Origin of the sequence: Nocardia sp. NPDC059229 (assembly GCF_042754165.1) — a bacterium.
GTDB lineage: Bacteria > Actinomycetota > Actinomycetes > Mycobacteriales > Mycobacteriaceae > Nocardia.
Genome location: NZ_JBHZAK010000019.1, coordinates 143,025 through 166,454, shown reverse-complemented (window position 1 = coordinate 166,454; position 23,430 = coordinate 143,025). Strand labels below are relative to the sequence as shown.

18 protein-coding genes, 1 tRNA gene and 1 pseudogene are annotated in these 23,430 nt (G+C 68.8%); 11 read left to right on the top strand and 9 right to left on the bottom strand.

Annotated features, from left to right (window positions below; all coding sequences use genetic code 11):
- Both ACFXHE_RS34330 and ACFXHE_RS34325 read left to right on the top strand, forming a co-directional pair.
- Positions 1 to 95 (top strand): annotated as a pseudogene (locus ACFXHE_RS34330) (1,4-dihydroxy-2-naphthoyl-CoA synthase); the annotation flags it as partial.
- Positions 96 to 204: 109 nt separating this feature from the next.
- Complete coding sequence (locus ACFXHE_RS34325; RefSeq protein ID WP_379388831.1) at positions 205 to 1,020, top strand: alpha/beta fold hydrolase; 816 nt, start codon at positions 205 to 207, stop codon at positions 1,018 to 1,020.
- On the opposite strand, the gene ACFXHE_RS34320 is transcribed toward ACFXHE_RS34325, so the two are convergent.
- A complete protein-coding gene (locus ACFXHE_RS34320; RefSeq protein WP_379388822.1) occupies positions 989 to 1,828 on the bottom strand; it encodes a helix-turn-helix domain-containing protein in 840 nt (279 codons plus the stop codon). The genes ACFXHE_RS34325 and ACFXHE_RS34320 overlap by 32 nt on opposite strands.
- A gap of 377 nt (positions 1,829 to 2,205) precedes the next feature.
- Here ACFXHE_RS34320 and ACFXHE_RS34315 point away from each other — a divergent pair, with 377 nt between their 5' ends.
- Entirely contained in the window at positions 2,206 to 2,811 is a 606-nt protein-coding gene (locus ACFXHE_RS34315) for a DUF6907 domain-containing protein (protein ID WP_379388821.1), read from the top strand.
- A 326-nt stretch (positions 2,812 to 3,137) separates the two neighbouring features.
- On the opposite strand, the gene ACFXHE_RS34310 is transcribed toward ACFXHE_RS34315, so the two are convergent.
- A tRNA-Leu gene (locus ACFXHE_RS34310) sits at positions 3,138 to 3,219 on the bottom strand.
- A 388-nt stretch (positions 3,220 to 3,607) separates the two neighbouring features.
- Between ACFXHE_RS34310 and ACFXHE_RS34305 the strand changes: the two genes are divergently transcribed.
- Both ACFXHE_RS34305 and ACFXHE_RS34300 read left to right on the top strand, forming a co-directional pair.
- On the top strand, positions 3,608 to 12,952 hold the full coding sequence (locus tag ACFXHE_RS34305) for a fatty acid synthase subunit beta domain-containing protein (RefSeq protein WP_379388820.1): 9,345 nt from the start codon (positions 3,608 to 3,610) through the stop codon (positions 12,950 to 12,952).
- A 233-nt stretch (positions 12,953 to 13,185) separates the two neighbouring features.
- The gene (locus ACFXHE_RS34300; protein ID WP_354834180.1) at positions 13,186 to 13,608 is read left to right on the top strand and encodes a holo-ACP synthase; all 423 of its coding nucleotides are present in this window, start codon (positions 13,186 to 13,188) and stop codon (positions 13,606 to 13,608) included.
- 21 nt (positions 13,609 to 13,629) lie between these two features.
- On the opposite strand, the gene ACFXHE_RS34295 is transcribed toward ACFXHE_RS34300, so the two are convergent.
- Positions 13,630 to 14,268 carry a TetR/AcrR family transcriptional regulator gene (locus ACFXHE_RS34295; protein ID WP_230329926.1) on the bottom strand — a complete coding sequence of 213 codons (639 nt, stop codon included), beginning with the start codon at positions 14,266 to 14,268 and terminating at the stop codon, positions 13,630 to 13,632.
- Between the two features lie 292 nt (positions 14,269 to 14,560).
- On the opposite strand from ACFXHE_RS34295, the gene ACFXHE_RS34290 reads away from it, so the two are divergent.
- The gene (locus tag ACFXHE_RS34290) at positions 14,561 to 15,880 is read left to right on the top strand and encodes a hypothetical protein (RefSeq protein WP_379388819.1); all 1,320 of its coding nucleotides are present in this window, start codon (positions 14,561 to 14,563) and stop codon (positions 15,878 to 15,880) included.
- 73 nt (positions 15,881 to 15,953) lie between these two features.
- On the opposite strand, the gene bcp is transcribed toward ACFXHE_RS34290, so the two are convergent.
- Positions 15,954 to 16,427, bottom strand: coding sequence for a thioredoxin-dependent thiol peroxidase (bcp, locus tag ACFXHE_RS34285; RefSeq protein WP_357010875.1), 474 nt, complete (start codon positions 16,425 to 16,427; stop codon positions 15,954 to 15,956).
- A gap of 140 nt (positions 16,428 to 16,567) precedes the next feature.
- On the opposite strand from bcp, the gene ACFXHE_RS34280 reads away from it, so the two are divergent.
- Entirely contained in the window at positions 16,568 to 16,792 is a 225-nt protein-coding gene (locus ACFXHE_RS34280) for a DUF3618 domain-containing protein (RefSeq protein WP_354834192.1), read from the top strand.
- A gap of 185 nt (positions 16,793 to 16,977) precedes the next feature.
- Here ACFXHE_RS34280 and ACFXHE_RS34275 read toward each other — a convergent pair whose 3' ends face one another.
- Positions 16,978 to 17,280: an excalibur calcium-binding domain-containing protein gene (locus ACFXHE_RS34275; protein ID WP_364621204.1), complete on the bottom strand. Its 303-nt coding sequence runs from the start codon at positions 17,278 to 17,280 to the stop codon at positions 16,978 to 16,980.
- A gap of 390 nt (positions 17,281 to 17,670) precedes the next feature.
- Between ACFXHE_RS34275 and ACFXHE_RS34270 the strand changes: the two genes are divergently transcribed.
- Positions 17,671 to 18,135 (top strand): MarR family winged helix-turn-helix transcriptional regulator, encoded by a 465-nt coding sequence (locus tag ACFXHE_RS34270; RefSeq protein ID WP_379388818.1) that lies wholly within the window; start codon positions 17,671 to 17,673, stop codon positions 18,133 to 18,135.
- On the opposite strand, the gene ACFXHE_RS34265 is transcribed toward ACFXHE_RS34270, so the two are convergent.
- Positions 18,132 to 19,178 (bottom strand): crotonase/enoyl-CoA hydratase family protein, encoded by a 1,047-nt coding sequence (locus ACFXHE_RS34265; protein ID WP_379388817.1) that lies wholly within the window; start codon positions 19,176 to 19,178, stop codon positions 18,132 to 18,134. The two genes, ACFXHE_RS34270 and ACFXHE_RS34265, sit on opposite strands and share 4 nt — an antisense overlap.
- A 52-nt stretch (positions 19,179 to 19,230) precedes the next feature.
- Positions 19,231 to 19,545 (bottom strand): hypothetical protein, encoded by a 315-nt coding sequence (locus ACFXHE_RS34260; RefSeq protein WP_357010865.1) that lies wholly within the window; start codon positions 19,543 to 19,545, stop codon positions 19,231 to 19,233.
- A 165-nt stretch (positions 19,546 to 19,710) separates the two neighbouring features.
- Here ACFXHE_RS34260 and ACFXHE_RS34255 point away from each other — a divergent pair, with 165 nt between their 5' ends.
- On the top strand, positions 19,711 to 20,568 hold the full coding sequence (locus ACFXHE_RS34255) for a GNAT family N-acetyltransferase (RefSeq protein ID WP_379388816.1): 858 nt from the start codon (positions 19,711 to 19,713) through the stop codon (positions 20,566 to 20,568).
- A gap of 16 nt (positions 20,569 to 20,584) precedes the next feature.
- On the opposite strand, the gene ACFXHE_RS34250 is transcribed toward ACFXHE_RS34255, so the two are convergent.
- Positions 20,585 to 21,031: a MarR family winged helix-turn-helix transcriptional regulator gene (locus tag ACFXHE_RS34250; RefSeq protein WP_379388815.1), complete on the bottom strand. Its 447-nt coding sequence runs from the start codon at positions 21,029 to 21,031 to the stop codon at positions 20,585 to 20,587.
- Between the two features lie 78 nt (positions 21,032 to 21,109).
- Here ACFXHE_RS34250 and ACFXHE_RS34245 point away from each other — a divergent pair, with 78 nt between their 5' ends.
- Positions 21,110 to 21,484: a cupin domain-containing protein gene (locus ACFXHE_RS34245; protein WP_379388814.1), complete on the top strand. Its 375-nt coding sequence runs from the start codon at positions 21,110 to 21,112 to the stop codon at positions 21,482 to 21,484.
- A gap of 87 nt (positions 21,485 to 21,571) precedes the next feature.
- Positions 21,572 to 22,393, top strand: a complete 822-nt coding sequence (locus ACFXHE_RS34240) for a thioesterase family protein (protein WP_379388813.1) — start codon at positions 21,572 to 21,574, stop codon at positions 22,391 to 22,393.
- 114 nt (positions 22,394 to 22,507) lie between these two features.
- On the opposite strand, the gene ACFXHE_RS34235 is transcribed toward ACFXHE_RS34240, so the two are convergent.
- Entirely contained in the window at positions 22,508 to 23,419 is a 912-nt protein-coding gene (locus ACFXHE_RS34235; RefSeq protein WP_379388812.1) for a LysR family transcriptional regulator, read from the bottom strand.
- Positions 23,420 to 23,430 lie beyond the last annotated feature (11 nt).

Here is a 23,430-nt window from a genome sequence, read left to right as displayed (position 1 = left end):
GCCTGGCCTACATGACCGACGAAGCGGTCGAGGGCCGCGACGCCTTCCTCGAAAAGCGCGAACCGGACTGGAAGCCCTACCCCTGGTACTTCTGAGCTGACCTGCGCTATTGCGGATTTCGCCATGCTGTCCGGTCGGACCCACCTCTGGACAGAGTGTGCTCGGGCCGCGACAGTAGGCAGAAAGCGCGGTTACGCTACGCCAATGCCGTACGTCAGTACCGATGGGGCCCGCATCTTCTACACCGACTCCGGTGGTCACAGCAGCTCCGCCGTTGTGTTGAGCCATGGGTTCTTCATGGACCTGTCGATGTTCGCACCGCAGGTGGAGTATCTGGAAGCGAAGGGTTTTCGGGTGCTGTGCTGGGATGCCCGGGGGCACGGTGGCACTGCTACAGAGCCGCATCGGTCTTTCAGCTATTGGGATTCGGCGCGCGACCTGCTGGCCGTGATGGACGCGGCCGGCGTGGACCGCGCGGTCCTGGGCGGAATGTCGCAGGGCGGTTACACGGCTCTGCGAGCCGCGCTGCTCGCACCGGAGCGCGTGGAGGCACTGATCCTGCTCGACACGGAGGCCGGTGACTCGCCCGACGAGCAGAAGGCCGAGTATCGCGAGCTGTTCGACGCCTGGACGAATCCTGAAGTGCCACTGGTAAGTCTGGCAGACGGTTTGGCGCCACAGCTGATCGGCGGCACGGCTGCCGATCAGGCGCCGTGGCGCGCCAAATGGGCGGCCAGTGACCGTTCAGCGATCATTCAGGCGGCCGCCTGCTTGACCGAACGGGAGTCTCTCCTTGACCGGTTGGGCGAGATCACCTGTCCCGCAATGGTTTTGCGCGGCGAATTCGACGCCTCGAGCACCGCCGGCAAGTCCGGTGCTCTGGCTGCCGGACTGGCCGGGTCCGGTCCCGTGATGACGGTTCCCGGTGCCGGCCACGCAGCCAATTGGACGGCCCCGGATCTGGTCAACGATGCGATCGGCGGATTTCTCAGTCGGTTAGCAGATTCGGCGGCCCGCTGAACGACTGGCGCATGCCGATGAACCACTGAAACGGTGCATCTACGCTGGGCACATCGGTAATCCGGACCCGCACACTGTAGGGCTCTCCGGTAGCCGGGTCACGCAAGTGCATCAAGGGCTGGTGGCGTTCGAAGTCGACGTGCTCGGCCAGATACATTGCCCGGAAGGCCGTGCATGAGCTGAGCCTGCCGAGCAGATCCAGAGCCCACTGTGGATTCTGGTACCTGCCCATGTGCCATCTGAACCAGTTCACGGTCAGCCGGGCTTCGTCCTCCCATTCGATCATTACCTGGTGCGACTCCGGGACCAGGAAGAACCAGACCAGAATGTTCTCCACTTCCGACAGCCGTGGATACGCGCGGTCGTAGGCTTCGTTGGTCCACAACACATTCCATCGCTCGTCGATATACCCCGACAGATGTGGGATCAGGCCGTCGGCGGCAGCGCGTAGATCGTCGGAGATCAGTTCACGCATCTCGGCGACCGGCATCGGTGTGTGGGTACGCGGGCCCGGAGTCTTGGGTGCAGCGAGATTGTGCATATGCTGCCGTTCGGCGGGCGTCAGCCGCAGTGCGCGGGCAATCGCGTCCACCACTTCGGGACTTGGTGAGGTCTTCTCGCGCTGCTCGATCTGAGCTATATAACTGGCGCTGACGTCACAGAGACCGGCCAGGGCCGGACGGCTGAAGCCGCGGGGGTGGTCCGGGTGCCTCGGAGTCGTGCGGTGGGTCCGGACAAAGTCGGCGAGGTTGGGGGCAAGCAACTGGTCAACCTCGGTTTCCCCCAGTGCGGTGTAGCCAGCGTTCACGGCGAGCAGGATACTCTCCGGGAAGCGATACAGCCCGAATGAGTTTGAGCCCATGCACACCGGAAACCCAAGTGGGAGCGTGGGTCCCGCCTATGTCGAATCGACCACTGGCCAGAGGTACCTCTGGCCAGCGTGCGCCCGGCGTCTTTACCGGCGCAATCCAGGCATGTTCTTATTTTCCTCGCACCGGCTCCTCGGACACCAACCTCAGAGTCGGTGAGTAGTTGCATTCGGCTCCGCGTATATCGGAAGCACCCTGAATGGTGTGGAGCCCGACAGTTTCCCGCCTCGCAGGAGGAGGACGGGGACCCCGCTGCGAGGGCTGCGCGAAGGGGGCGTAGCCCTCGCAGCAGGGCGTGCACAGGGATTGGTAAGAGATGTCCACCGTTTTGCCGTGTCCGGCGTGGTGCGTAGAGCACGACGACCCGGATCCGTTCGCACCGGACGATGGCTGTCACCATTGTGGCCGCGAGCGGCCGGTGCTGGTTGAGATACCGGAGCGGTCCGGGCTTCCAATGTTGTTCGTGCAGTTGAACGCTCACGACTGTCATGGGCTGCGATACAGCTGGATCGATTTGGTTGCGCCGAGCCGCGTCCATTCCGAAATGACGGCGGCACAGGCACGGCAGCTTGCCGAAGCTCTCGTAGCCGGCGGGGATTTATGGGATTCCCGAATTCTGGCCGATGGCCTGCTGCAGGCCCATCCCTGCCCTCCGTGGTGTAGACAACACGACGAGGCGATGGATCCAAAGGCCGAACAGTGGCACAGCAGTCGGCCGTGGACGGTGCCGGTGATAGGACCGCAACTGTCCGGCAGCAGAGTCCGAGTACGGTTGTGCGCCAAAGACACCCGTTTCGATCGCCGACTGGCGGTGGCCCTGACGGTGCGCGAAGGCGAAACAACGGAGCTTACCGGCCCTGAGGCCCGCCGCATCGCGGCAGCGCTTCTGAATGCCGCCGATGACCTCGACAGCACCCTTTAGCCCGGATCTTCATCGGTCCGATGTGCCGGCCCCTGAATGGACCGCGAGGCGATGGCGAGACCTGCTGTCTACCGACAACACTCGATCGACGATGAAAAGGCTCACCCGGCGCCGCAGTCGATAGGGCATACGGAAGAAGCCCTGACCATCCCGTAGGAACATCGTCATCTGCGACCCTGGCCCGGGCGGGCGACGTGGTCGGTGAAAAATGGCAAGCGCGCCAAAGTCTTTGGCGCGGTTCAGCGATAGCCACTGGTTAGCCTTCCGGTGTGTGGGGGCACTCGAACACCGGGTTCGTCATACGTGGCACGGATGCCACGCTTCTGTGCGCGAGGCGGGACTTGAACCCGCACGTCCTAGGACACCAGAACCTAAATCTGGCGCGTATGCCAATTTCGCCACTCGCGCTAACGGTACGACCGTCCAAACTTTACCGGGTCTAACGGGGATCGCGAAGCACCGGGCGGGTGTGGCGTACTGGTCGGTAACCTCACCAGGGATTATAACGATTTGATAAACCTCAATGTGAGGGAGCCTCACATTTCCTACACGAACGTAACCGAGCCAACCAGCGGCTTCAAACATGAGGGAGGGTCATGTTTCGCATCATTCTGGTACGGCCGTACGGAAAAACTGCCCGGTAAGTATCCGGTTGGTGACCAAACATGAGGAGATCCTCATGATTTTGTGCCATCCTCGGCTTCTACCAGGGCCTGCGGGCCGGAGGGATACCTGCGCACCGTGAGCGCGGCCCAGTCCTTGGGGGCTGGCCGCCAGGAGAAGGAAGTCGAACGTCTTGACGATCAACGAGAGCACCGGAACCGGATCGAAGGCCAGGGCGGCGGGGAAGTCACGGGAGAGTGGTGTCAGGTCGTCACTGCTGGACCGGTTGCTGGGGGGCGCGCCGTACGCTCTCGCATTCGGTGGGCAGGGCGCGCAGTGGCTCACCGAGCTCGAGGAGATCGGGCGGGATTCCGCCCTGGAGCTCGAGCTGACGGCGCTGGTCAACGAGGCCGCCACCACGCTGGAACCGATCGCGGCACAGCTGCTCGTGGTCCGGCCGGTCGGTTTCGACCCCATCGCATGGATGCTGGAAGAAGAGATCGCTGACCCGGAACAGGGGGAGGTGTCGGGAGCGCCGTCAGCGCAGGTGTTGCGCTCCGCCGCCGTCTCGATGCCGGGTGTGTTCCTGACCCAGGTCGCCGCGCTGCGCGCGCTGCGCCTGCAGGGCCTCGACATCGTCGCGCACGCGCCCACCGCCGTCATCGGCCACTCGCAGGGCCGCATCGCAGCAGCCGCCGCCGAGGCGCACGGGCAGCGTGACGCCGAACTGCTGGCCATCGCTCAGATGATCGGCGCCGCGGCCGGCCTGGTCGCCCGCCGCCGCGGTCTGCTGCCGGTGGGGGAGAAGTCCCCCATGGTCGCCGTCTCCAATGTCGACCCCGAGGTTTTGGAAGCCGTTGTCGCCGAGGTCATGGCCGGTGTCGCGCCGGAGAAGGCCGCCGTGCTGTCCATTCGCAACGGCTGCCGCCGCGCCGTGCTGAGCGGTCCGGTCGGCCAGCTCGACCGCGTGCGCCAGCGCGCCGCCGAGATCAATGCCGAGCAGGCCGGCGAGCGCGACGCCAAGAAGCGTGGCGGCTCGGTCTTCGCCCCCGTCTTCGAGGACATTCCGGTCGAGGTGGCCTTCCACCACCCGGCGCTGGCCGAGACCGTCGACCTGGTCGAGGGCTGGGCTCAGCAGTGTGGCCTGGACACCGAGCTGGCCGCGCGCCTCGCCCGGGAAGTGCTCGTCGACCCGATCGACTGGGTCGGCACCGTCGACGACACCGTCTCCCGTGGCGCGCAGTGGATCCTGGACCTCGGTCCCGGCGACCTGCTGACCCGCCTCACCGCCGGCTCGCTCAAGGGCACCGGCGTCGGCGTGCTCGCCGCCTCCACCCGCCCGGGCCAGCGCAGCCTGTTCACCCCCGGCGCGGCCCCCGAGGTCGCCGCGGCCTGGAGCGAATTCGCGCCCAAGCCGATCCGCCTGCCCAACGGCCGCATCGTGGTCGAGACCGCGTTCACCCGCCTCACCGGCCGCTCGCCCATCCTGCTGGCGGGCATGACCCCCACCACCGTCGACGCGAAAATCGTTGCGGCCGCGGCCAATGCGGGCCACTGGGCCGAGCTGGCCGGTGGCGGTCAGGTCACCGAGCAGATCTTCGCCGACCGGGTCGAGGAGCTGAAGCAGCTGCTGCAGCCCGGCCGCGCGGTGCAGTTCAACTCGCTGTTCCTGGACCCGTACCTGTGGAAGCTGCAGCTGGGCGGCAAGCGTCTGGTGCAGCGCGCCCGCAGCGCCGGCGCCCCGCTGGACGGCGTCATCGTCACCGCCGGCATCCCGGAACTCGAAGAGGCCGTTGCCCTCATCGAGGAGCTGTCCGAGGTCGGCATCACCCACGTGGCCTTCAAGCCCGGCACCGTGGCCCAGATCCGCGCCGTGCTGCGCATCGCCGACGCCGTGCCGTCGTATCCGGTGATCATGCACATCGAGGGCGGCCGCGCCGGTGGCCACCACTCCTGGGAAGACCTCGACGAGCTGCTGCTCGCGACCTACGCCGAACTGCGTGGCCGCGAGAACGTGATCGTCTGCGTCGGCGGCGGCATCGGCACCCCCGAGCGCGCCACCGAATACCTCACCGGCGAATGGTCGCAGCAGCACGGCTACCCGGCCATGCCGCTGGACGGCGTCCTGGTCGGCACCGCCGCCATGGCCACCCTCGAGGCCACCACCGCCCCCGAGGTGAAGCAGCTGCTGGTCGACACCCCCGGCACCCCCGACTGGGTCGGCGCGGGCACCGCGGTCGGCGGCATGGCTTCCGGCCGTAGCCAATTGGGCGCGGACATCCACGAGATCGACAATGCCGCCTCCCGTACCGGCCGCCTGCTGGACGAGGTCGCCGGTGACGCCGAGGCCGTGGCCGCCCGCCGCGCCGAGATCATCGCGGCCCTCGACGCCACCGCCAAGCCGTACTTCGGCGACGTCGCCACCATGACCTACCTGGAGTGGCTGGAGCGCTACGTCGAGCTGGCCGTCGGCCTGGACCGCCGCAAGGACTTCGACTGCGGCGCCGACTTCTCCGACGCCATCGTCGACGCCACCCGCTCGGTGTGGCTGGACATCACCTGGCGCGACCGGTTCGCGGAGATGGTGCGCCGCACCGAATCCCGCCTCAACCCGGCCGACCGCGGTGAAATCGCAACCCTTTTCGCCGACGACTCCGCCTTCGAGACCCCGGTCCAGGCCATCTGCGCCCTGAAGGAGCAGTACCCGGCCGCCGCCGGCACCGTGCTGCACCCGGCCGACGTCCCGTTCTTCGTCGCGCTGTGCAAGACCCCCGGCAAGCCGGTCAACTTCGTCCCGGTCGTCGATCAGGACGTGCGCCGCTGGTGGCGCTCGGATTCGCTGTGGCAGGCCCACGATCCGCGCTACACCGCCGACCAGGTCTGCATCATCCCCGGCACCGTCGCCGTCGCGGGCATCACCCGCGTCGACGAGCCGGTCGGTGAGCTGCTGGACCGCTTCGAGCAGAACACCGCCTACTCCCTGGTGCGCGCGGGCGTCGTCCCGGCCGCCGTGGACGGCCGCCGCCGCGCCGAGGTCGCCAACGGCCTGCTCGACATCGTGCTCGCCGCCCCCGACGTGCAGTGGGCCGGCCGCACCACCGTCAACCCCATCCACCGCCTGGGCGACCTGGACGAGTGGGAGATGAACGGCAAGGGCGCCAAGCACCCGCGCACCGGCTCCACCCTGTCCGCCACCGAGGGCCCCGAATCCGATTCCGCCTACGTGGAATTGACCGTCCCGCTGCTGGGCAAGGATGCCGTCCGCATTCGCATCACCGTCCCGGCCTCGGTGTACAACGGTGGCGCGCCGGTCATCACGGACACCGACGCCGAGGCCGCCATGTCGGCGCTGCTGGCCGTCGCCGCCGGCCAGTCGCTGCCCGAGGTCAAGGCCGTCGACGGCGCCCAGGTGGCGCACGTCAACCTGGCCTGGAGCCCGGACCTGATCGCCGACCACGCCGGTGTCACCGGCGCGGGCCTGCCCGACAACCTGAGCACCATCGGCCGCACCGCCCCCGACGTGCTCGTCGGCGCCTGCTGGCCCGCCGTTTTCGCGGTCCTGGGCGCCACCCGCACCGCGGACGCGCAGAGCGTCATCGAGGGCATGCTGGACCTGGTCCACCTGGACCACCAGATCGAGCTGCTGGGCGAGCTGCCCGCCGAGCACGCCGTGCTCGCCGTCCGCGCCGAATCCGCCGAGGTGCTCGACACCGACCTGGGCCGCGTGGTCGAGGTCAAGGTCACCGTCGGTGTCATGCGCGACCACGGCCTGGAGACCCCGGCCGTCGCGAAACTGGTGGAGCGCTTCGCCATTCGCGGCCGCACCGGCCGGGCCGAGCTGGCCGACCCGCCCCGCGCCGCGGGCTCGCTGTCCGAGGACGCCTCCGACACCTCGCGCCGCCGCCGGCGCGACGTGGCCCTGGTCGCGCCGCGCGCCATGGGCGCCTTCGCACAGGTCTCGGGCGACTTCAACCCGATCCACACCTCCGACAACGCCGCGAAGCTGGCCGGTCTGGGCAACCCGATCGTGCACGGCATGTGGCTGTCGGCCGCCGCACAGCACGCCGTGTCGGCCGTCGATCTGAGCGACAAGGTGCCGCCGCGCACCATCACCGCCTGGACCACCCGCTTCCTGGGCATGGTCCGGCTCGGCGCCAAGATCGATGTCCGCGTGGAACGCGTTGCGGTGGACCGGGGTTCGGAGATCGTCGAGGTCTCCTGCCGCATCGACGGCAACCTGGTGATGACCGCCACCGGCCGCATCGCGCCGCCGAAGACGGTCTACGCCTTCCCGGGACAGGGCATTCAGGCCAAGGGGATGGGTCTGGAAGCCCGGACGCGGTCCAAGGCCGCCAAGGACATCTGGGATCGCGCCGACAAGCACACCCGTGAGGCGCTGGGCTTCTCGATTCTGGCCGTGGTGCGCGACAATCCGACCTACCTCAAGGCGCGTGGCGTCGAGTACCGCCACCCGCAGGGCGTGCTGCACCTGACCCAGTTCACCCAGGTGGCCATGGCCACGCTCGGTGTCGCGCAGGTCGCGGAGCTGCGCGAGGCCGGTGCCTTCATCGAGGGCGCCATGCTCGCCGGGCACTCGGTCGGTGAGTACAACGCCCTCGCCGCCGCCGCGGGCGTGCTGCCGCTGAACGCGGTCCTCGAGGTGGTCTTCCAGCGCGGCTCGGCCATGCACGAGCTGGTGCCCCGGGATGCCCAGGGCCGCAGCAACTACCGCATGGCGGCCATCCGGCCCTCGCAGATCGGCATTGCCGACGACCAGGTCATCGGCTGGGTGAAGGCCCTCGGCGAGCGGGCCGGGGAATTCCTCGAGGTCGTCAACCTGAACCTGCGCGGCGCGCAGTACGCCATCGCGGGCACCGTGAAGGGCATGGAGGCGCTCGAGAGCGAGATCGAGCGGCTGCGCGCCGAGACCGGCGGCAAGCGGGCGTTCGTGCTCATCCCGGGTATCGACGTGCCGTTCCACTCCACCGTGTTGCGCGCCGGTGTGCCGGAGTTCCGCGGCAAGCTGCTGGAGCTGCTGCCGCAGGACCTGGACCCGAGCCTGCTCATCGGCCGCTACATCCCGAACCTGGTGCCGCGCGTGTTCAACCTGGAGCGCGAATACGTCCAGGAGATCGCCGATCTGGTGCCGTCCGAGCCTCTCGCGGAGGTGCTGGCGAACTGGGACGAGTGGTCCGCCAAGCAGGTCGAGCTGTGCCGCGTGGTTCTGGTCGAGCTGCTGGCCTGGCAGTTCGCCAGCCCGGTCCGCTGGATCGAGACCCAGGACCTGCTGTTCACCGATGTCGAGCACGGTGGCGTCGGCATCGAGCGATTCGTCGAAATCGGTTTGGCCGCAACGCCGACCGTCGCGAACCTGGCGTCCAACACGCTGAAGCTGCCGCAGTTCGGCAGCGCCGTGGTCGAGGTGCTGAACATCGAGCGCGAGCGCGGCGTCGTCTACTCGACCGACACCGACCCCGCGCCGGTGGAGGAGTCCGAGGAGACCCCCGCCACTGAGACATTGAAGGACTCCGCCTCTGCCGCACCGGCTCCCGCGGCTGCCGCCGCCCCGGCCCCGGTGGCCGTGCCGACCGGTGGCCCCACCCCGGACGACATCGCGTTCTCCGCCGCCGACGCCACCCGCGTGCTCATCGCGCTGTGGACCAAGCTGCGCATGGACCAGATCGGCCCGGTGGACACCATCGAGGGCCTGTGCGACGGCGTGTCCTCGCGCCGCAATCAGCTGCTCGTCGACCTCGGCGCGGAGCTCTCGCTCGGCGCCATCGACGGTGCCGCCGACGCCGACATGGGCGCGCTGTCCGGCACGGTCGACCGCCTGGCCCGCACCTACAAGCCGTTCGGCTCGGTGCTCTCCGACGCCATCGGCGACCACCTGCGCAAGGTCTTCGGCCCCTCCGGCAAGCGGCCCGCCGCCATCGGCGACCGCGTCAAGAAGGTCTGGGGTCTGGGCGACGGCTGGGCCAGCCACGTCACCGCCGAGGTTTCGCTCGGCACCCGTGAGGGCCAGTCGGTCCGCGGTGGCGACCTGGGCGGCCTGGTCTCCGGCGGCCTCTCCGATGGCGCGTCCGTGGACTCCGCCATCGACGCCGCCGTGCAGGCCGTGGCCCTGCGCCGCGGAGTCGCGGTCTCCAAGCCGTCCGCCGGTGGCGGTGGCGGCGCGACCGTCGACGCAGCCGCGCTGGGCGAGTTCACCGAGCAGATCACCGGCCGCGATGGCGTGCTGGCGCAGGCCGCCCGGGTGATCCTGGAGTCCCTGGGCCACGCCGAGCAGGCGTCCGCGCCGGAGGCCACTGCGGACACCCTGGTGGATCTGGTCTCGGCCGAACTGGGTTCGGACTGGCCGCGACTGGTCGCGCCCGCCTTCGACGCCCGCAAGGCCGTGCTCATCGACGACCGGTGGGCCAGCGCCCGTGAGGATCTCGCCCGCCTGTGGTTCGGCAACGACGGCTCGCTGCCGGCCGAACCGGTGGTGGACGGCTACGTCGGCGCCGGTGAAGCCGTTGCCGCGCAGGCCACCTGGTGGCGCAACCGGGCCATGAAGGAGGCCCGCTCGGTGCTGGCCGGTGTCTACGGCGCGATCGCCGAAGCCGCCCTCAGCAGCGCGGATCCCGGCGTCTGGTCCTCCGACATCGCCGTGATCACCGGTGCCAGTAAGGGTTCCATCGCGGCGGCGGCCACCGGCCGGCTGCTCGCGGGTGGCGCCACGGTCGTGGTCACCACCTCCAAGCTGGACGACGAGCGCCTGGGCTTCTACAAGCAGCTCTACCGCGAGAACGCCCGCAAGGGTGCCGCCCTGTGGGTGGTCCCGGCGAACATGGCCTCCTACACCGATATCGACGCGCTCATCGACTGGGTCGGCAATGAGCAGGTCGACAATGCCGGTGGCGCCAAGGTTCTCGTCAAGGAGGCGATGACCCCCACCTTGCTGCTGCCCTTCGCCGCGCCGCGCGTGGCCGGTGACCTCTCCGACGCCGGCGCTCGCGCCGAAATGGAGATGCGGGTGCTGCTGTGGTCGGTGGAGCGTCTCATCGGCGGCCTGTCCAAGCTGGGCGCCGACCACGACGTGGACGCGAAACTGCATGTGGTGCTGCCGGGTTCGCCCAACCGCGGCATGTTCGGCGGGGACGGCGCCTACGGTGAGTCCAAGGCCGCCCTGGACGCCATCGTCGCCAAGTGGCGCGCGGAGAAGTCCTGGTCGGAGCGGGTCACCCTGGTGCACGCGCTGATCGGCTGGGTGCGCGGCACCGGCCTCATGGGCGGCAACGACCCGCTGGTCACGGCCGTCGAGAAGGCGGGCGTGCACACCTGGTCCACGCTGCAGATGGCCGACGAACTGCTCAAGTGGTGCAGCTCGCGGGCCCGTGTGGTGACCGCGGCCGGGCCGCAGCAGATCGATCTGACCGGCGGTCTCGCCGGAGCGAAGCTGGATCTGCCGGAGCTGGCCCGGGAAGCCCGCGAGCAGGCCGAGGCCGCCGCCGACGAGTCGGAAGACAGTGACGGCGTGACCATCTCGGCCCTGCCCGCCCCGCCGACCCTGAGCTCCAAGCTGCCCACCCCCGAATGGGGTTCGGTCACAGCCGATCTCGACGACATGGTCGTCATCGTTGGCGCCGGCGAGCTCGGCCCCTACGGTTCGGCGCGCACCCGCTTCGAGATCGAGGTCTCCGACCAGCTCTCCGCCGCGGGCGTGCTGGAGCTGGCCTGGACCACCGGCCTGGTCACCTGGGAGAACGACCCCAAGCCCGGCTGGTACGACACCGAATCCGGTGAGTACGTCGAGGAATCCGAGCTGGCCGACCGCTACCACGACACCGTGGTGGAGCGTTGCGGCGTGCGCCGCTACGGCGACGACGGCGCCATGATCGACAATGCCGCCCCGCTGCTCACCTCGGTGTTCCTGGACAAGGACCTCACCTTCGTGGTCAACAGCGAGGCCGAGGCGCGGGCCTTCTTCGCCGCCAACCCGGAGCAGACGGTCGTCACCCCGGTCGCGGGCACGGACGACTGGCAGGTGACCCGCAAGGCGGGCACCGAGATTCGCGTGCCGCGCAAGGCCAAGCTGTCGCGCACCGTCGGCGGTCAGATCCCGACCGGCTGGGATCCCACCAAGTGGGGCATCTCCGCCGATATGGCCGGCTCCATCGACCGGGTGGCGCTGTGGAACATCGTCTGCACCGTGGACGCCTTCCTGGGCTCGGGCTTCAGCCCGGCGGAACTCATGAGCTGGGTGCACCCGGCCATGGTCGCCAACACCCAGGGCACCGGTATGGGCGGCATGTCGTCCATGCGCTCGCTCTACATCGACAACCTGCTCGGTGAGCCGCGGGCCAACGACATCCTGCAGGAGGCGTTGCCCAACGTCGCTCTGGCGCACGTGGTTCAGAGCTACGTCGGCTCCTACGGCGGCATGATCCATCCGGTCGCGGCCTGCGCGACCGCGGCGGTCTCCGTCGAGGAGGGCGTGGACAAGATCCGGCTCGGCAAGGCCGACCTGGTGGTCGCGGGCGGCTACGACGACCTCGGCATCGAGGGCATCGTGGGCTTCGGCGACATGTCCGCCACCGCCGACTCGGCCGTCATGTCCGCCAAGGGCATCAGCGACCGTTACTTCTCCCGCGCCAACGACCGCCGCCGCGGCGGCTTCGTCGAATCGCAAGGTGGCGGAACGGTATTGCTGGCCCGCGGCTCGGTGGCGCTGGAGATGGGTCTGCCGGTGCTGGGCGTCGTCGCCTACGCGCAGTCCTTCGCCGACGGCGTGCACACCTCGATTCCGGCTCCGGGCCTGGGCGCCCTGGGCGCGGGTCGCGGTGGCCCGGAGTCCAAGCTGGCCAAGGAACTCGCCAAGCTCGGCGTCACCCCGGACGAGATCGCCGTGATCTCCAAGCACGACACCTCCACCGCGGCAAACGATCCCAACGAGTCCGAGCTGCACGAGCGTCTGGCCACCGCCATCGGCCGCTCGGAAGGCGCTCCGCTGTTCGTGATTTCGCAGAAGACCCTCACCGGTCACGCGAAGGGCGGCGCGGCGGCGTTCCAGATGATCGGCCTGTGCCAGGTGCTCGAACAGGGCGTCATCCCGCCCAACCGCAGCCTCGACTGCGTGGACGAGAAGATGGCCCAGTACCCGCACCTGGTGTGGCTGCGCGAGCCGCTCGCGGTGGGAGATCGCTTCCCGCTCAAGGCCGGTCTGGTCACCTCGCTCGGCTTCGGGCACGTGTCCGGCCTGCTGGCCATCGTGCACCCGCAGGCGTTCGTCGAGGCCATCGCCGACGCCGAGCAGCGGGAGGCGTACCAGCGCAAGGCCGAGGAGCGGCAGCTGGCAGGCCGTCAGCGCTTCGCCGAGGCCATGTGCGGCGGCGCCCCGCTGTACGAGCGGCCCGCCGACCGGCGCCTCGGCGGCGACGGCACCCCGGCCAAGCAGTCCCGGCAGCTGGAAGCCGACATGCTGCTGTCGCAGCAGGCCCGGCTCGGCGCCGACGCCGTCTACGTGGCGGTGCCGAAGGGACCGGCCTGCCAGTAGGCCACAGAGACCGGCCTGTCGGTAAGTAGCCCCCGGCAGGTCTGACACAGCGGGCTCGCGCCGGCGCTCCTCCGAGTGTCGGCGCGAGCCCGCTGTTTCCACGTCCGCGAGCGGACCAAATGGCACTGCGACGACTGGGACATGTGTTCGAGGGAGCCTACGGTGCCGTAGGTCCGCTGGTATGTTCGCAGCCAATTCGACTGCACGCACAAGGAATCTAGGAGTCCCGCACTGTGACGATCCTGGGTATCGGCCTGGACTTGGTCACCATCTCCGAGTTCGCCGAACAACTGGAACGCACCGGAACCACCATGCTCCGGGAGAGTTTCACCGCTGGGGAACGGCGCTACTGCCAAAGCAAGGGCACCGACCCGGCCCGGAGTTACGCCATCCGGTGGGCCGCCAAGGAGGCGGTCATCAAGGCGTGGGCGACCTCTCGCTTCGCCCGCAGCCCGCAGATCGGGGACAACCCGTACCCGCTGATCGAGGTCGTGAACGACGCCTGGGGACGGCCCAGCATCAAATTGCACGGACTGGCAGCGGAATTCCTGCCCCGGGTGCGAGTTCACCTGTCGCTCACCCACGATGGCGACACCGCGGCCGCCATGGTGGTGCTGGAGGATCCGGGCGAACTGGCCGATCTGATGCGCGACTGATCCGCAGGGGGAGGGTCGCGGTTACTCCGGATCGAAGGTGGTGCGCTGCCCGCCGGAGCGCGATTCCTTTTCCGCGATCAGCAGATACGCCACCATGAGGCGCTTGAGCTCGGCGACGGCGTCCTCATGGCTGAGCCCGTCCTGCACCGAGAAGTTCAGCATCGAGTACACGACGTGCACCAGCACCTGCGCCATCATGGAGCGGCGGCCGCGCGGGGTGCGTGGCATGAGCGGGCGCAGCATCTGCGAAACCGCTTCGGCGAACTCCTTTTCGTGGATCGCGCCGGTCGCACGCGTGGACGGGGTGGACTGCATGGCCAGCCACACCTCGCGCCGCGACGGGTCGGTCATCCACAGATCGGCCAGGTGATCGACCAGCTGCGTCATGTGCCGCAGCCAGTCCATGGACGGGATCTCGCCGTGGAAATCGGCAAGTTCCTGCGAAACCGCCACCAGGTCTTGGCGATTCAGCTCGCAGACGATGACGTACTTGTTGGCGAAGAACTGGTAGAGGGTGCCGATCGGCACTTCGGCGCGGGCCGCGACCTCTTCGCAGGTGAACGATTCGAAGCCGACCTCGACGAGTAATTCCCGGGATGCCTGCAGCAGGGCGTCGAACTTGCGTTTTGATCGTTCCTGCGTCGGGCGGCGACGGGGCATCAGCTCCTGTGGATCGTCCTGCAGCTCCAACGCAGGGTCCGGTCGTCGCGTCGACCCGGTTCCCGTGCGTGCTTCCACGATGAACAGCCTACGGGTAGCGACACGCGCATGACACGCTGCGGTACTTCGTGTGTCATCGCATCCCACCCATCCACGCCGCGTTCGGCTCCGAAGACCCATCGCAGCTGCCTCCCAGCTGCGGATCTCTGCCGGCGCATATCGACTGTCCGTCCGCCAGTACGTCGACGTTGGAAGGCTGATTGTGGTTGCTTCTACCCCTGTTCGTTCCGCGGTGACCATCGGCGTCGCCACCGAGCGCGGCACGGTGCGCGCGGTGGCCCTCACCGAAGACGGCGACAAGGTGTCCGAGCGCGTGGTGCTCGAGCGTGTCGAACCGATCACCGGAGATACGAAGGCCGACTTGGCGGTCGCGGTGGAAGTGGCGCTGGAGGACATCGCCGACCGGATCGGTACGGGCCGTGAGATTCTCGGCGCGGCGGTCGCCTACCGGGATGCCGCCGAGCGCCGCGCGATCGTCACCAAGCTGGCCGCCGGCTCCTGGCGCGACGCCTCCCTGGTGTCGGCCAAGGCCGCGCATCTCGCGATGGCGCGCGCCATGACCTGGGTGGATGAATTCGAGGATCTCGCCATCTGCGAGGTGGTGCCCGGCTTCCAGGCCTTCTCGCTCATCTCGCCCGAGCGCAGCCGGGTGCTCGCCGCGGTGACGCTCACCGGCGGCGCGGCCACCGAGGAGGCCATGCGCACAGCCGTCACCGCCGCCTGGGACCAGTTCGACGCGGCGGGTGTGAAGCCGGACGCGGTGGTGCTGATCGGTTCGGCCGCAACCGAACCCGCGGTGGTGGCCGCCCTGGAGTCGGGCTTCGGCGCACCGGTTATCCCGTGCTCGGTGGCGGCGTCCGCACCGGCCATCGGCGCGGCCCTGGCCGCCCTGCCCGAGGCCGAGTTCGCGGGCGAGGCCGCCGACCGCATCCGCCGCGCCCGCGGTACCGCGGCCCTGTTCGCGGCGGCCAGCGTGCTGGCGGGCGGTCTGGTGGCGGGCGGGATCTATACCTCGGGCAGTGATTCCAAGAAGGTTCCGGCCCCGATGCTCATCGATTCCCGGGTCTCCGCCGACCCGCGCAACGGTGCCGAGCATCCGGCCGGCGAGGCACCGGCGCCCGCCACAACCGACATCGGATCCGGCGGTCCCTTCGTCGACGGGCTGCCGGTCGGCCCGGTCGATCCGACGGATGGGGTTACGCCGAACAACTACGGTCAGCCCGCGTACGGTCAGCCCACTCCCGAACTGCAGCCCAGCGATATGGTGACCATCGATCCGGCCACGCTCAACTGGGGTCCGCGCGGCGACAACCGGCGGACCGGCGGAAAACCCAGGCCGCTGATCAAGGCCCGCCCGGAGCCGGAGGTCGCCTCGAATTCGGGGTCGATCATCCCGGCCCCGACCCACACGGTCGGCGCACCCACCGAATCCGGGCTGTTCCCGGGCGAACTCGCGCCTCCGCCGTTGGACACGACCGAGTTCTCTTCCTGGTGGGACAACCACTGGCGCATGATGCTCCAGTGGGCCGCACAGGCGCTGCCGAAGGCGTAGTGGCTTCTCTTTCCCCGAGACTCGCGCTCGGAATCCCGGCCCGAATCAGGGCCGGGATTCCGGGTTTTCGCGGTCAGACAGACAGGTCGCGGCGCAACTTGGCCACGTGCCCGGTGGCCTTCACGTTGTACTGCGCGACCTCGATCTTCCCGTTCTCGTCGACCAGGAAGGTGGACCGGATAACGCCGGTGACCTTCTTGCCGTACATCATCTTCTCGCCGAACGCGCCGTAGGCGGACAGCACCTCCTTGTCCGGGTCGGACAGCAGCGGGAAGGTGAGCTGTTCGGTGTCGCGGAACTTGGCGAGCTTGGCCGGCTTGTCGGGGGAGATGCCGACGACCTCGAGGCCGGCGCCTTCGAGATCGGCCAGGTTGTCGCGGAAATCGCAGGCCTGCTTGGTGCAGCCGGGCGTGCTCGCGGCCGGGTAGAAGTAGACGATCACCTTGCGCCCGCGGTAGTCCGACAGCGAGACGTCCTTGCCGTCGGCGTCGGGCAGGGTGAAGGCGGGCGCGGTGTCGCCGGGACTGAGTCGGTGATTCTCGGTCATGCCGCCACGCTAGTCGACGGGCTCGAGCCGGTGTTGGCGATACACTCCTGAACAGGTCGGCTCGCATGCGCCTGTGTCGCGCGAGCGGCCCCGAGACGACAATGCCGCCTTCCAGCGCGGTTTCCAGACAGGAGTGTGACGTGGCGAGAGATACCGAGGCGATCGAGCGGGAGATCGAGGCAGCACGCAACCGGCTCGCGAGTACCCTCGATGAACTCGCGGTCCGCGCCGATCCCCAGCGGCTGGCCGACAATGCCAAGCGGTCGGTCCTGGCGAAGCTGAACGAGCCCAAGATCAAGTACAGCCTCATCGGCGCCGGCGCCCTGGTCGCGACCCTCGTCGTGGTCAAGATCTTCCGCCGCTGAGCAGCGCCGACTCTCGGAAACTCAGGGGTCGCCCCTGAATCCCGAACCCGAATATGGCCCGGTCCAACAGGACCGGGCCATATTCGTATCGCTGGGTCCCCAATGCCATGCGGCCCGGTCCGAAAGGACCGGGCCGCATTGGCTTTTGGGGTTTCAGGGGTGTGTCCCCGAGAGCCCGAGAGTTGTCAGACGGTGGGGCAAGCCATTCCGGTGCCGTCCGGGTCCAGGTGCGGGCTGTAGCCGGGCTGGCCGCGGAACAGCGGCGCCACGCCGGCCGCGCGGGCCTGGTCGCAGTTCTCGTAGACGGGTCCGCCGGCCGAACCGGTCTGGGACAGGCCCGCCGAGCCGGTGGCGGCGGAGCCGGTGTCGATGGCGGAGGAACCGGTGCCGGAGGAACCGGTGGGGACGTCGGCGAGGGCGACGGTCTGGGCTGCGATGGTCGTCAGTCCTGCGACGCTGGCGGTGACGAGAAGCCGGCGAACGTTCATGTATTCCTCAATGTCGGCGCAATAGGGGTGGCAACTGGCCCGGTTCGGCGCGGATGTGCCACCGCCGCCGCAAGCGCTTGCGGCGCGGTGACCGGTCCGGGCTCGGCGTCGAGTTTTCTGGCGCAACGTTGCATTGTCAACCGGATGGGCTATTCATCCAGGTGAATTAGGGGATTTGCCCCGAATGCCGGAACCTCTTCTGCCGGTGGGTGTCTCATTCGCCCCGGTCGGAAATGCGCTCGCGCATTGACGATTTCCGCCAGAACTACGCAAATTGGACGGTCAGTACTGTACGGCAGAACGATGCTCGATGGCCGCGCGGATTCGCCGTGAAGTTCCTGAGTATCTTCTTGGTGTCCGTGTCAACTATTCGCCGATACTATGGATGCCATGACGCGCTGGCTGACCGATGCGGAACAGACGACCTGGCAGTCCTACATTCGCATGCGGCAACGCCTGGATGCCGCTCTCGCTGCCGGGCTGGCCCAGGACGGACTGTCGACCTCCGACTACGAGGTGCTGGTCGCGCTGTCCGCGGCCGGTGGCCAGCTGCGCGCCAAGGAGCTCGGCGCGGAGATCTGCTGGGACAAGAGCCGCCTGTCCAAGCACCTGTCGCGAATGGCGACCCGCGGCCTGGTCGATCGCTGCCAGGCCGTCGACGACGCCCGCGGCCGGGAGGTGCGGCTCACCGATGCCGGACGCCGGGCGCTCGAGGCCGCCGCCCCCAATCACGTGGAGCTGGTGCGGCGGCTGTTCATCGACGAGATGACCGCCGAGGAGGCGGCCGCCCTGCGCTCGCTGGCCGAACGGGTCGTCGCCGAGGTCGAGCGCACTGACGTGGAGGGGATCGCCTAGTCCTCGGGCCGCTCGAACTGGGCGCGCTTCCAGTCGCCGAACGGTTCGTCGCGCTCGCGGACGGCCTCGCGGAAACCGGCGGTGGCCGAACGCAATTGGAAGGCGTAACCCTCGCGGGTGTGCCGCGAGATGCCGTCGAACACGGTGCTGACCATGCCGGAGTTGGCCACGCCCTGATTGAGCAGCGCGCTGTTGAGCGCCAGCTTCGCCATCACCAGCTGATTGATCGGCACCCGCGAAATGCGTTCCAGCAGTTCCTCGGTGCGTTCGTCCAGCTCGGTGGCCGGCGGGGCCTCGATGGCCAGGCCCCACTCCAGCGCCTGCTTGCCGCTGAGGCTGTCGCCGGTGAACAGCAGTCGCTTGGCGCGCTGGTCGCCGACCCGGTGCGCCCACATGCCAGCGGCCGGGATGCCCCAGGTCCGGGTGGGCGGGTAGCCGAAGCGGGCGTCCTCGGCGCAGATGATCTGGTCGGCGAACAGCGCGATATCGGTGCCGCCGGCGATGGCGAAGCCGTGCACCTTGGCGACGGTCGGCTTGTCGGCGTGCAGCAGGCTGGCGAAGCCGCGGTTGAAACGCGACATCATGGCGTAGTCGACCATGGGATCCCAAGTGCCCCAGGGATTGTGATTGCGCGCCTGCACGACCGGGTCGAGCACGGTGCCCTCGGTCGGCTGGGCGCCCTCGGCCGGGGCAACGGTGCCGGCCTCGTGATTGTTCTCGGCGAAGATCGACAGGTCGTAGCCGCCGCAGAAGCCCTTGCCGCGCCCGCTCACCACGATGACGTGCACGCGCGGATCCAGATCGGCCCGCTCGACGGCGGCGGCCAGCTCGATCGGGGTGTCGGCGGTGATGGCATTGCCGCGTTCGGGCCGGTTGAAGGTGATGCGGGCGATGCGGCCGGTCACCTCGTAGGTCAGCGTGCGGCCGGTGTATTCGTTCACCGGTTCGGGGCGGCCCGCGAACAGCGAGTCGTCACCGCCGGTCAGATCGTCGCGCCAGGCAGCCGGGCGGGTGCCGGAGTGGTTCTCGTAGTCGGGGGACACTCAAGCAGTGAACCCCGGTTCATTTCTTGCTGTCAAGGGTTTCCGGGCGTTCCTACTCCCAGGGTTTGACCGGCGGTTTCACCCAGAGGATCTTCTCGTCCAGCCGCTCCCGGCGGGCCTGCGGATGCCCGGGATTGCGCTCGGCCCAGGCGTCCTTCTCGCCGAGCAGCCCGGCCACCACCTGCCAGGTCTCATCGGTGCTGGGCGGATTGGTGTCGGCTGCCCGCGCCAGCTTGCGCCGTTGTGCTGCGGGCAGTTCCAGCAGTTCGGGTCCGCTGATGCCGCGTGCCCAGAGATAGGCCGCCAGCCGCCGGGCCTTCTCCTCCCGGCTGCGGCTGGCGTGATCGGAGTGTGCGTAGTCGGCCATATCTTCCTCGAACTCCGCGCAACCCCGCAGGTCGCGGGCCATGTCTCCTCGACCCTACCGGAGCGCCGGGGCCGGCTCGCCGGGCGCTCCGCCGGGACAGAGGGCATGCCCGCCGTGTCCTCGAATCTCCGCGAGTCGCAGAGCTTTTGCGGTTACCGTGGTCGCATGCCGGATGCCGTGCGTATCGATAGTCTGGTCATTGCCCGCGCCACCCCGGCGGAATGGGCCACCGTGGTGGAGTGGGCCGCCGCCGAGGGGTGGAACCCGGGGCTGCGTGATGTCACAGCGTTCTTCGCGCAGGATCCCGACGGGTTCCTGCTCGGGCGGGTGAACAGGGAACCCGCAACCGCGGTCTCGGTCGTCAACTATGGCGACGACTACGCGTTCCTGGGTTTCTATCTGGTGCGCCCGGACCTGCGCGGGCGTGGGTTCGGCCTGGCCACCTGGGAAGCTGGGCTGAAGCACGCGGGGGAGCGGGTCGTCGGGCTCGACGGAGTTCCCGCGCAGCAGGACAACTATCGGCGCAGCGGGTTCGAACTCGCCTACAGCAGTGCGCGATTCGTGGGCGTGCCGCGTCTGCCGCTGCCGGATGACACGGTCACCGCGCTCGCGCCGGCGGATTTCGCGGCGCTGCAACCGTACGATTCCGCGTGCTATCCCGCGGATCGGCCGGTATTCCTCAGCGCCTGGCTCGCCGAGCCGGGGCATCGGACCTTCGCTCGCATTGTCGACGGCACGATCACCGGCTACGCCACCTTGCGTCCGGCCCGGGATTCGCTGCGGGTGGGCCCGCTGTTCGCCGATACTCCCGGCGACGCGCATCAGTTGCTGGCCGCGCTCGCCGCCCACGCGGCGGGTATGCCGCTGGCGGTGGATGTTCCGCTCGACAACGAGCCCGCGGTGCGGCTGATGGAGGCGGCCGGGTTGACCCCGAGCTTCGAGACCGCGCGCATGTACACCGGGCCCGTCCGGGCGTATCACCGGGAGCGGGTCTACGGGGCGACCTCCCTCGAGCTCGGCTGAGCGGTAGTGGAATTCGTCACCAGGCCGACGGGCGCACCCGGCCGGGCGTGACCACTCGCGTGAGGGCATTGCGCAGTTCGACCGTGGCCGCCGGTCCCAGCGTGGCGGCCCACCGCTCGGTGAAGCGGGCCGCGGCGGCGTCGGCGGCGCGGGTGCACGCCCACCCGCGCTCGGTGAGCGTGACGAGCTTGGCGCGCGCGTCGTGCGGATGCGGATTGCGTTCTGCGTAGCCCTTTTTGACGAGTTCCTCGACCAGCTGGCTGGCGGCCTGCTTGGTGACCCCCAGATGGTCGGCGATCTCGCCGACCGTCGCGCCGTTCGGCGCCATGCGTACGAAGGCGAAGCCGTGGGTGGGCCGGATGTCGGTGAATCCGGCCGCGACGCACCCGTCATTGATGGCGTCGGTGACCTCCGCGGCGGCCGCGAGCAGTAGCAGCGGCAGGTCCTGTGCGTATCCAGGCATGTCTGGAATCTTGGCACTTGACAAAGAAGTCAACAAGCTTGACTATATAGTCAACCAGCTTGACTAAAGGAGATGGCAATGCCCGTAATCCACGCCGCCGACGCCCAGTCCCACGAAATGCACGGCTCCCGCTTCACCCCGCTGGTCCGCCCCAGCTCCGGTAGTAGCGAACTGTGCCTGTGGCGGCTGGAGGTCGCGCCCGGCACCCAGGGTGTCCCGCACCGCGTGCACCGCGAGGAGGCGTTCGTCCTGCTAGCGGGATCGATCACGCTGACCATCGATGGCGAGGCCGCGCGGCTGGCGCCCGGTGACGCGGCGGTGGCTCCGGCCGGATCCACCATCCGCCTGGACAATCCGGATGACCGGACCGCCGAGGTGCTCGTCAACGCGCCCGTCGGTTTCACCGGCGAGCTGCTCGACGGCACCGTCGTCAACCCGCCGTGGGTGAACTGATCACCCACTGATTGGGACCTGGGCCTTCCCTCCCGTTTCTGAAACGTGTTCTAATTCGGGAGCTCATCAACCGGTAGGGGAGGCACCATGGCCGCGTTCTTCACCCACGAGAACGGTCGCTTCACGGCGACCCGGATGGCGGTCAGCGCCTGGTCCTCGGGGCAACTCGCGGGCACCGCGGTCTGTGGCCTGCTGGCCCATGAACTCGAAACGCACCGCCCCGGACCCGATTTCGTGCCCGCCCGCTTCACCGTCGACCTGTTCAGTCCGGTCCTGAACGAGCCCATCGAACTGCGCAGCTCGATCGTCCGCGACGGCAATCGAATCCGGGTGGCCGACGCCGCCATCGTCCAGCACGATCGCGTGCGCGCCCGCGCCACCGTGCAATTCCTGGTCGCCACCGCCGAGCCGCCGGGCCGGATCTGGCAGCCCGCCCGGGACCTCCCCGCCCCCGCGACCCAGCTCGACGGCCCCGAGGGCAGCCCGCCGCTGTTCAAGTCCGGATCCTTCGACTGGACCCACGATTTCGCCTCCGGCGTCAATCCGCACCGGAAGGCGGCCTGGAACAACGTCCCGTCCCTCATCGAGGGCGTGCCCATCACCCCGTTCGAGCGCGCGGCCTTCGTGAGCGACTCCACCAACCTCGTCTGTAACTGGGGCACCGAGGGCGTCGGCTACATCAACACCGATGTCACCATGACGCTGTCCCGCCTTCCCACGGGTGTGGAACTGGGGCTTCAGGCCCGAGACCACGTCTCCTCGAACGGCATTGCCGTCTCCACGGCGACTCTGTACGACCGCAGTGGCGAACTGGGCGTCTGCACCATCACCGCACTGTCCAATGCCCGCCGTCAGGTCGATATGGCCGCCTTCGCCGAAGCTCAGGCCTTCCCCGCCTCCGCCAACTGACGGTCCGGGTGCGTTGGCGCACATCAGCGCCTGAACGAGCGACCGGGTCCGATCCGACTCGGCTCCAAGGGAATACGGTTCGGGCCCGGCAATCCGCTGGGCCTGAAACGGTTTTCACGTGGTGCTCGCGGGCGGCGTCTGCCGGTGATCGAGGCAGCTGCGGACGAAGTCCTGCACGACCGGATCGGCGTCGGCCCCGGGCCGCCAGGCCACGCCGGCCTGGCTCGGGCTCACGCCGCTGACCGGGCGGTAGACGATGCCGGGACGCGTGTAGAAGCGTGCCGCGGATTCGGGCGCGAGGGCGATCCCGTCACCGTTGGCGATGCAGATCAGCCAATCGTCGGGGTGTTCGGTGACCGCGCCGATCCGCACCGGGTGCCCGTCGCGCTCGTCGGCCGCCAGCCAATAGTCGCGCCACGCACCGGTTTCCGGCGGGGCCGCCACGAACGGCTCGTCCCACAGGTCACTGAACGGGATCACTTCGCAGGTGGCGAGCGGGTGCGAGGCGGGTAGCGCGACCCAGCGCGGTTCGGTCAGCAGCAACTCCACCCGGAACCGCTCCTGACCGGGAAAAGGCAACCGCAGCAACGCGACATCGACCTCCCCGGCGGCCAGCCCCGCGGTCGGGTTCGACCAGGCCGCCTGCCGCATCTCGATACGCCATTCCGGACGGCGGCGGACGAAATCCGCGATGACGAGCTGGGTGGCCTCATTGGCCCCGCCCGCGATGAACCCGACTCGCAGTACGCGCGCCGCCGTGCTCGCGGCGCTCATCGTCTCGGTCAGCGCCCGATCCCAGCTGGTCAGTACCTCCGGCACCCATTGCGCGAGCGCCCGCCCCGGTTCCGTCAGTGCCATACCGGATTTCGACCGCGTGAACAGCCGCACCCCGAGCTGGTTCTCCAACTGCTTGATCTGTTTGGTCAGCGCCGGCTGCGACACGAACAACCCCTCCGCCGCGCGGGTCAGATTCCCTTCCCGGGCCACCGCCGCGAAATACCTCAGCAACCGCGTGTCCACATCCATGCCATCAAGTT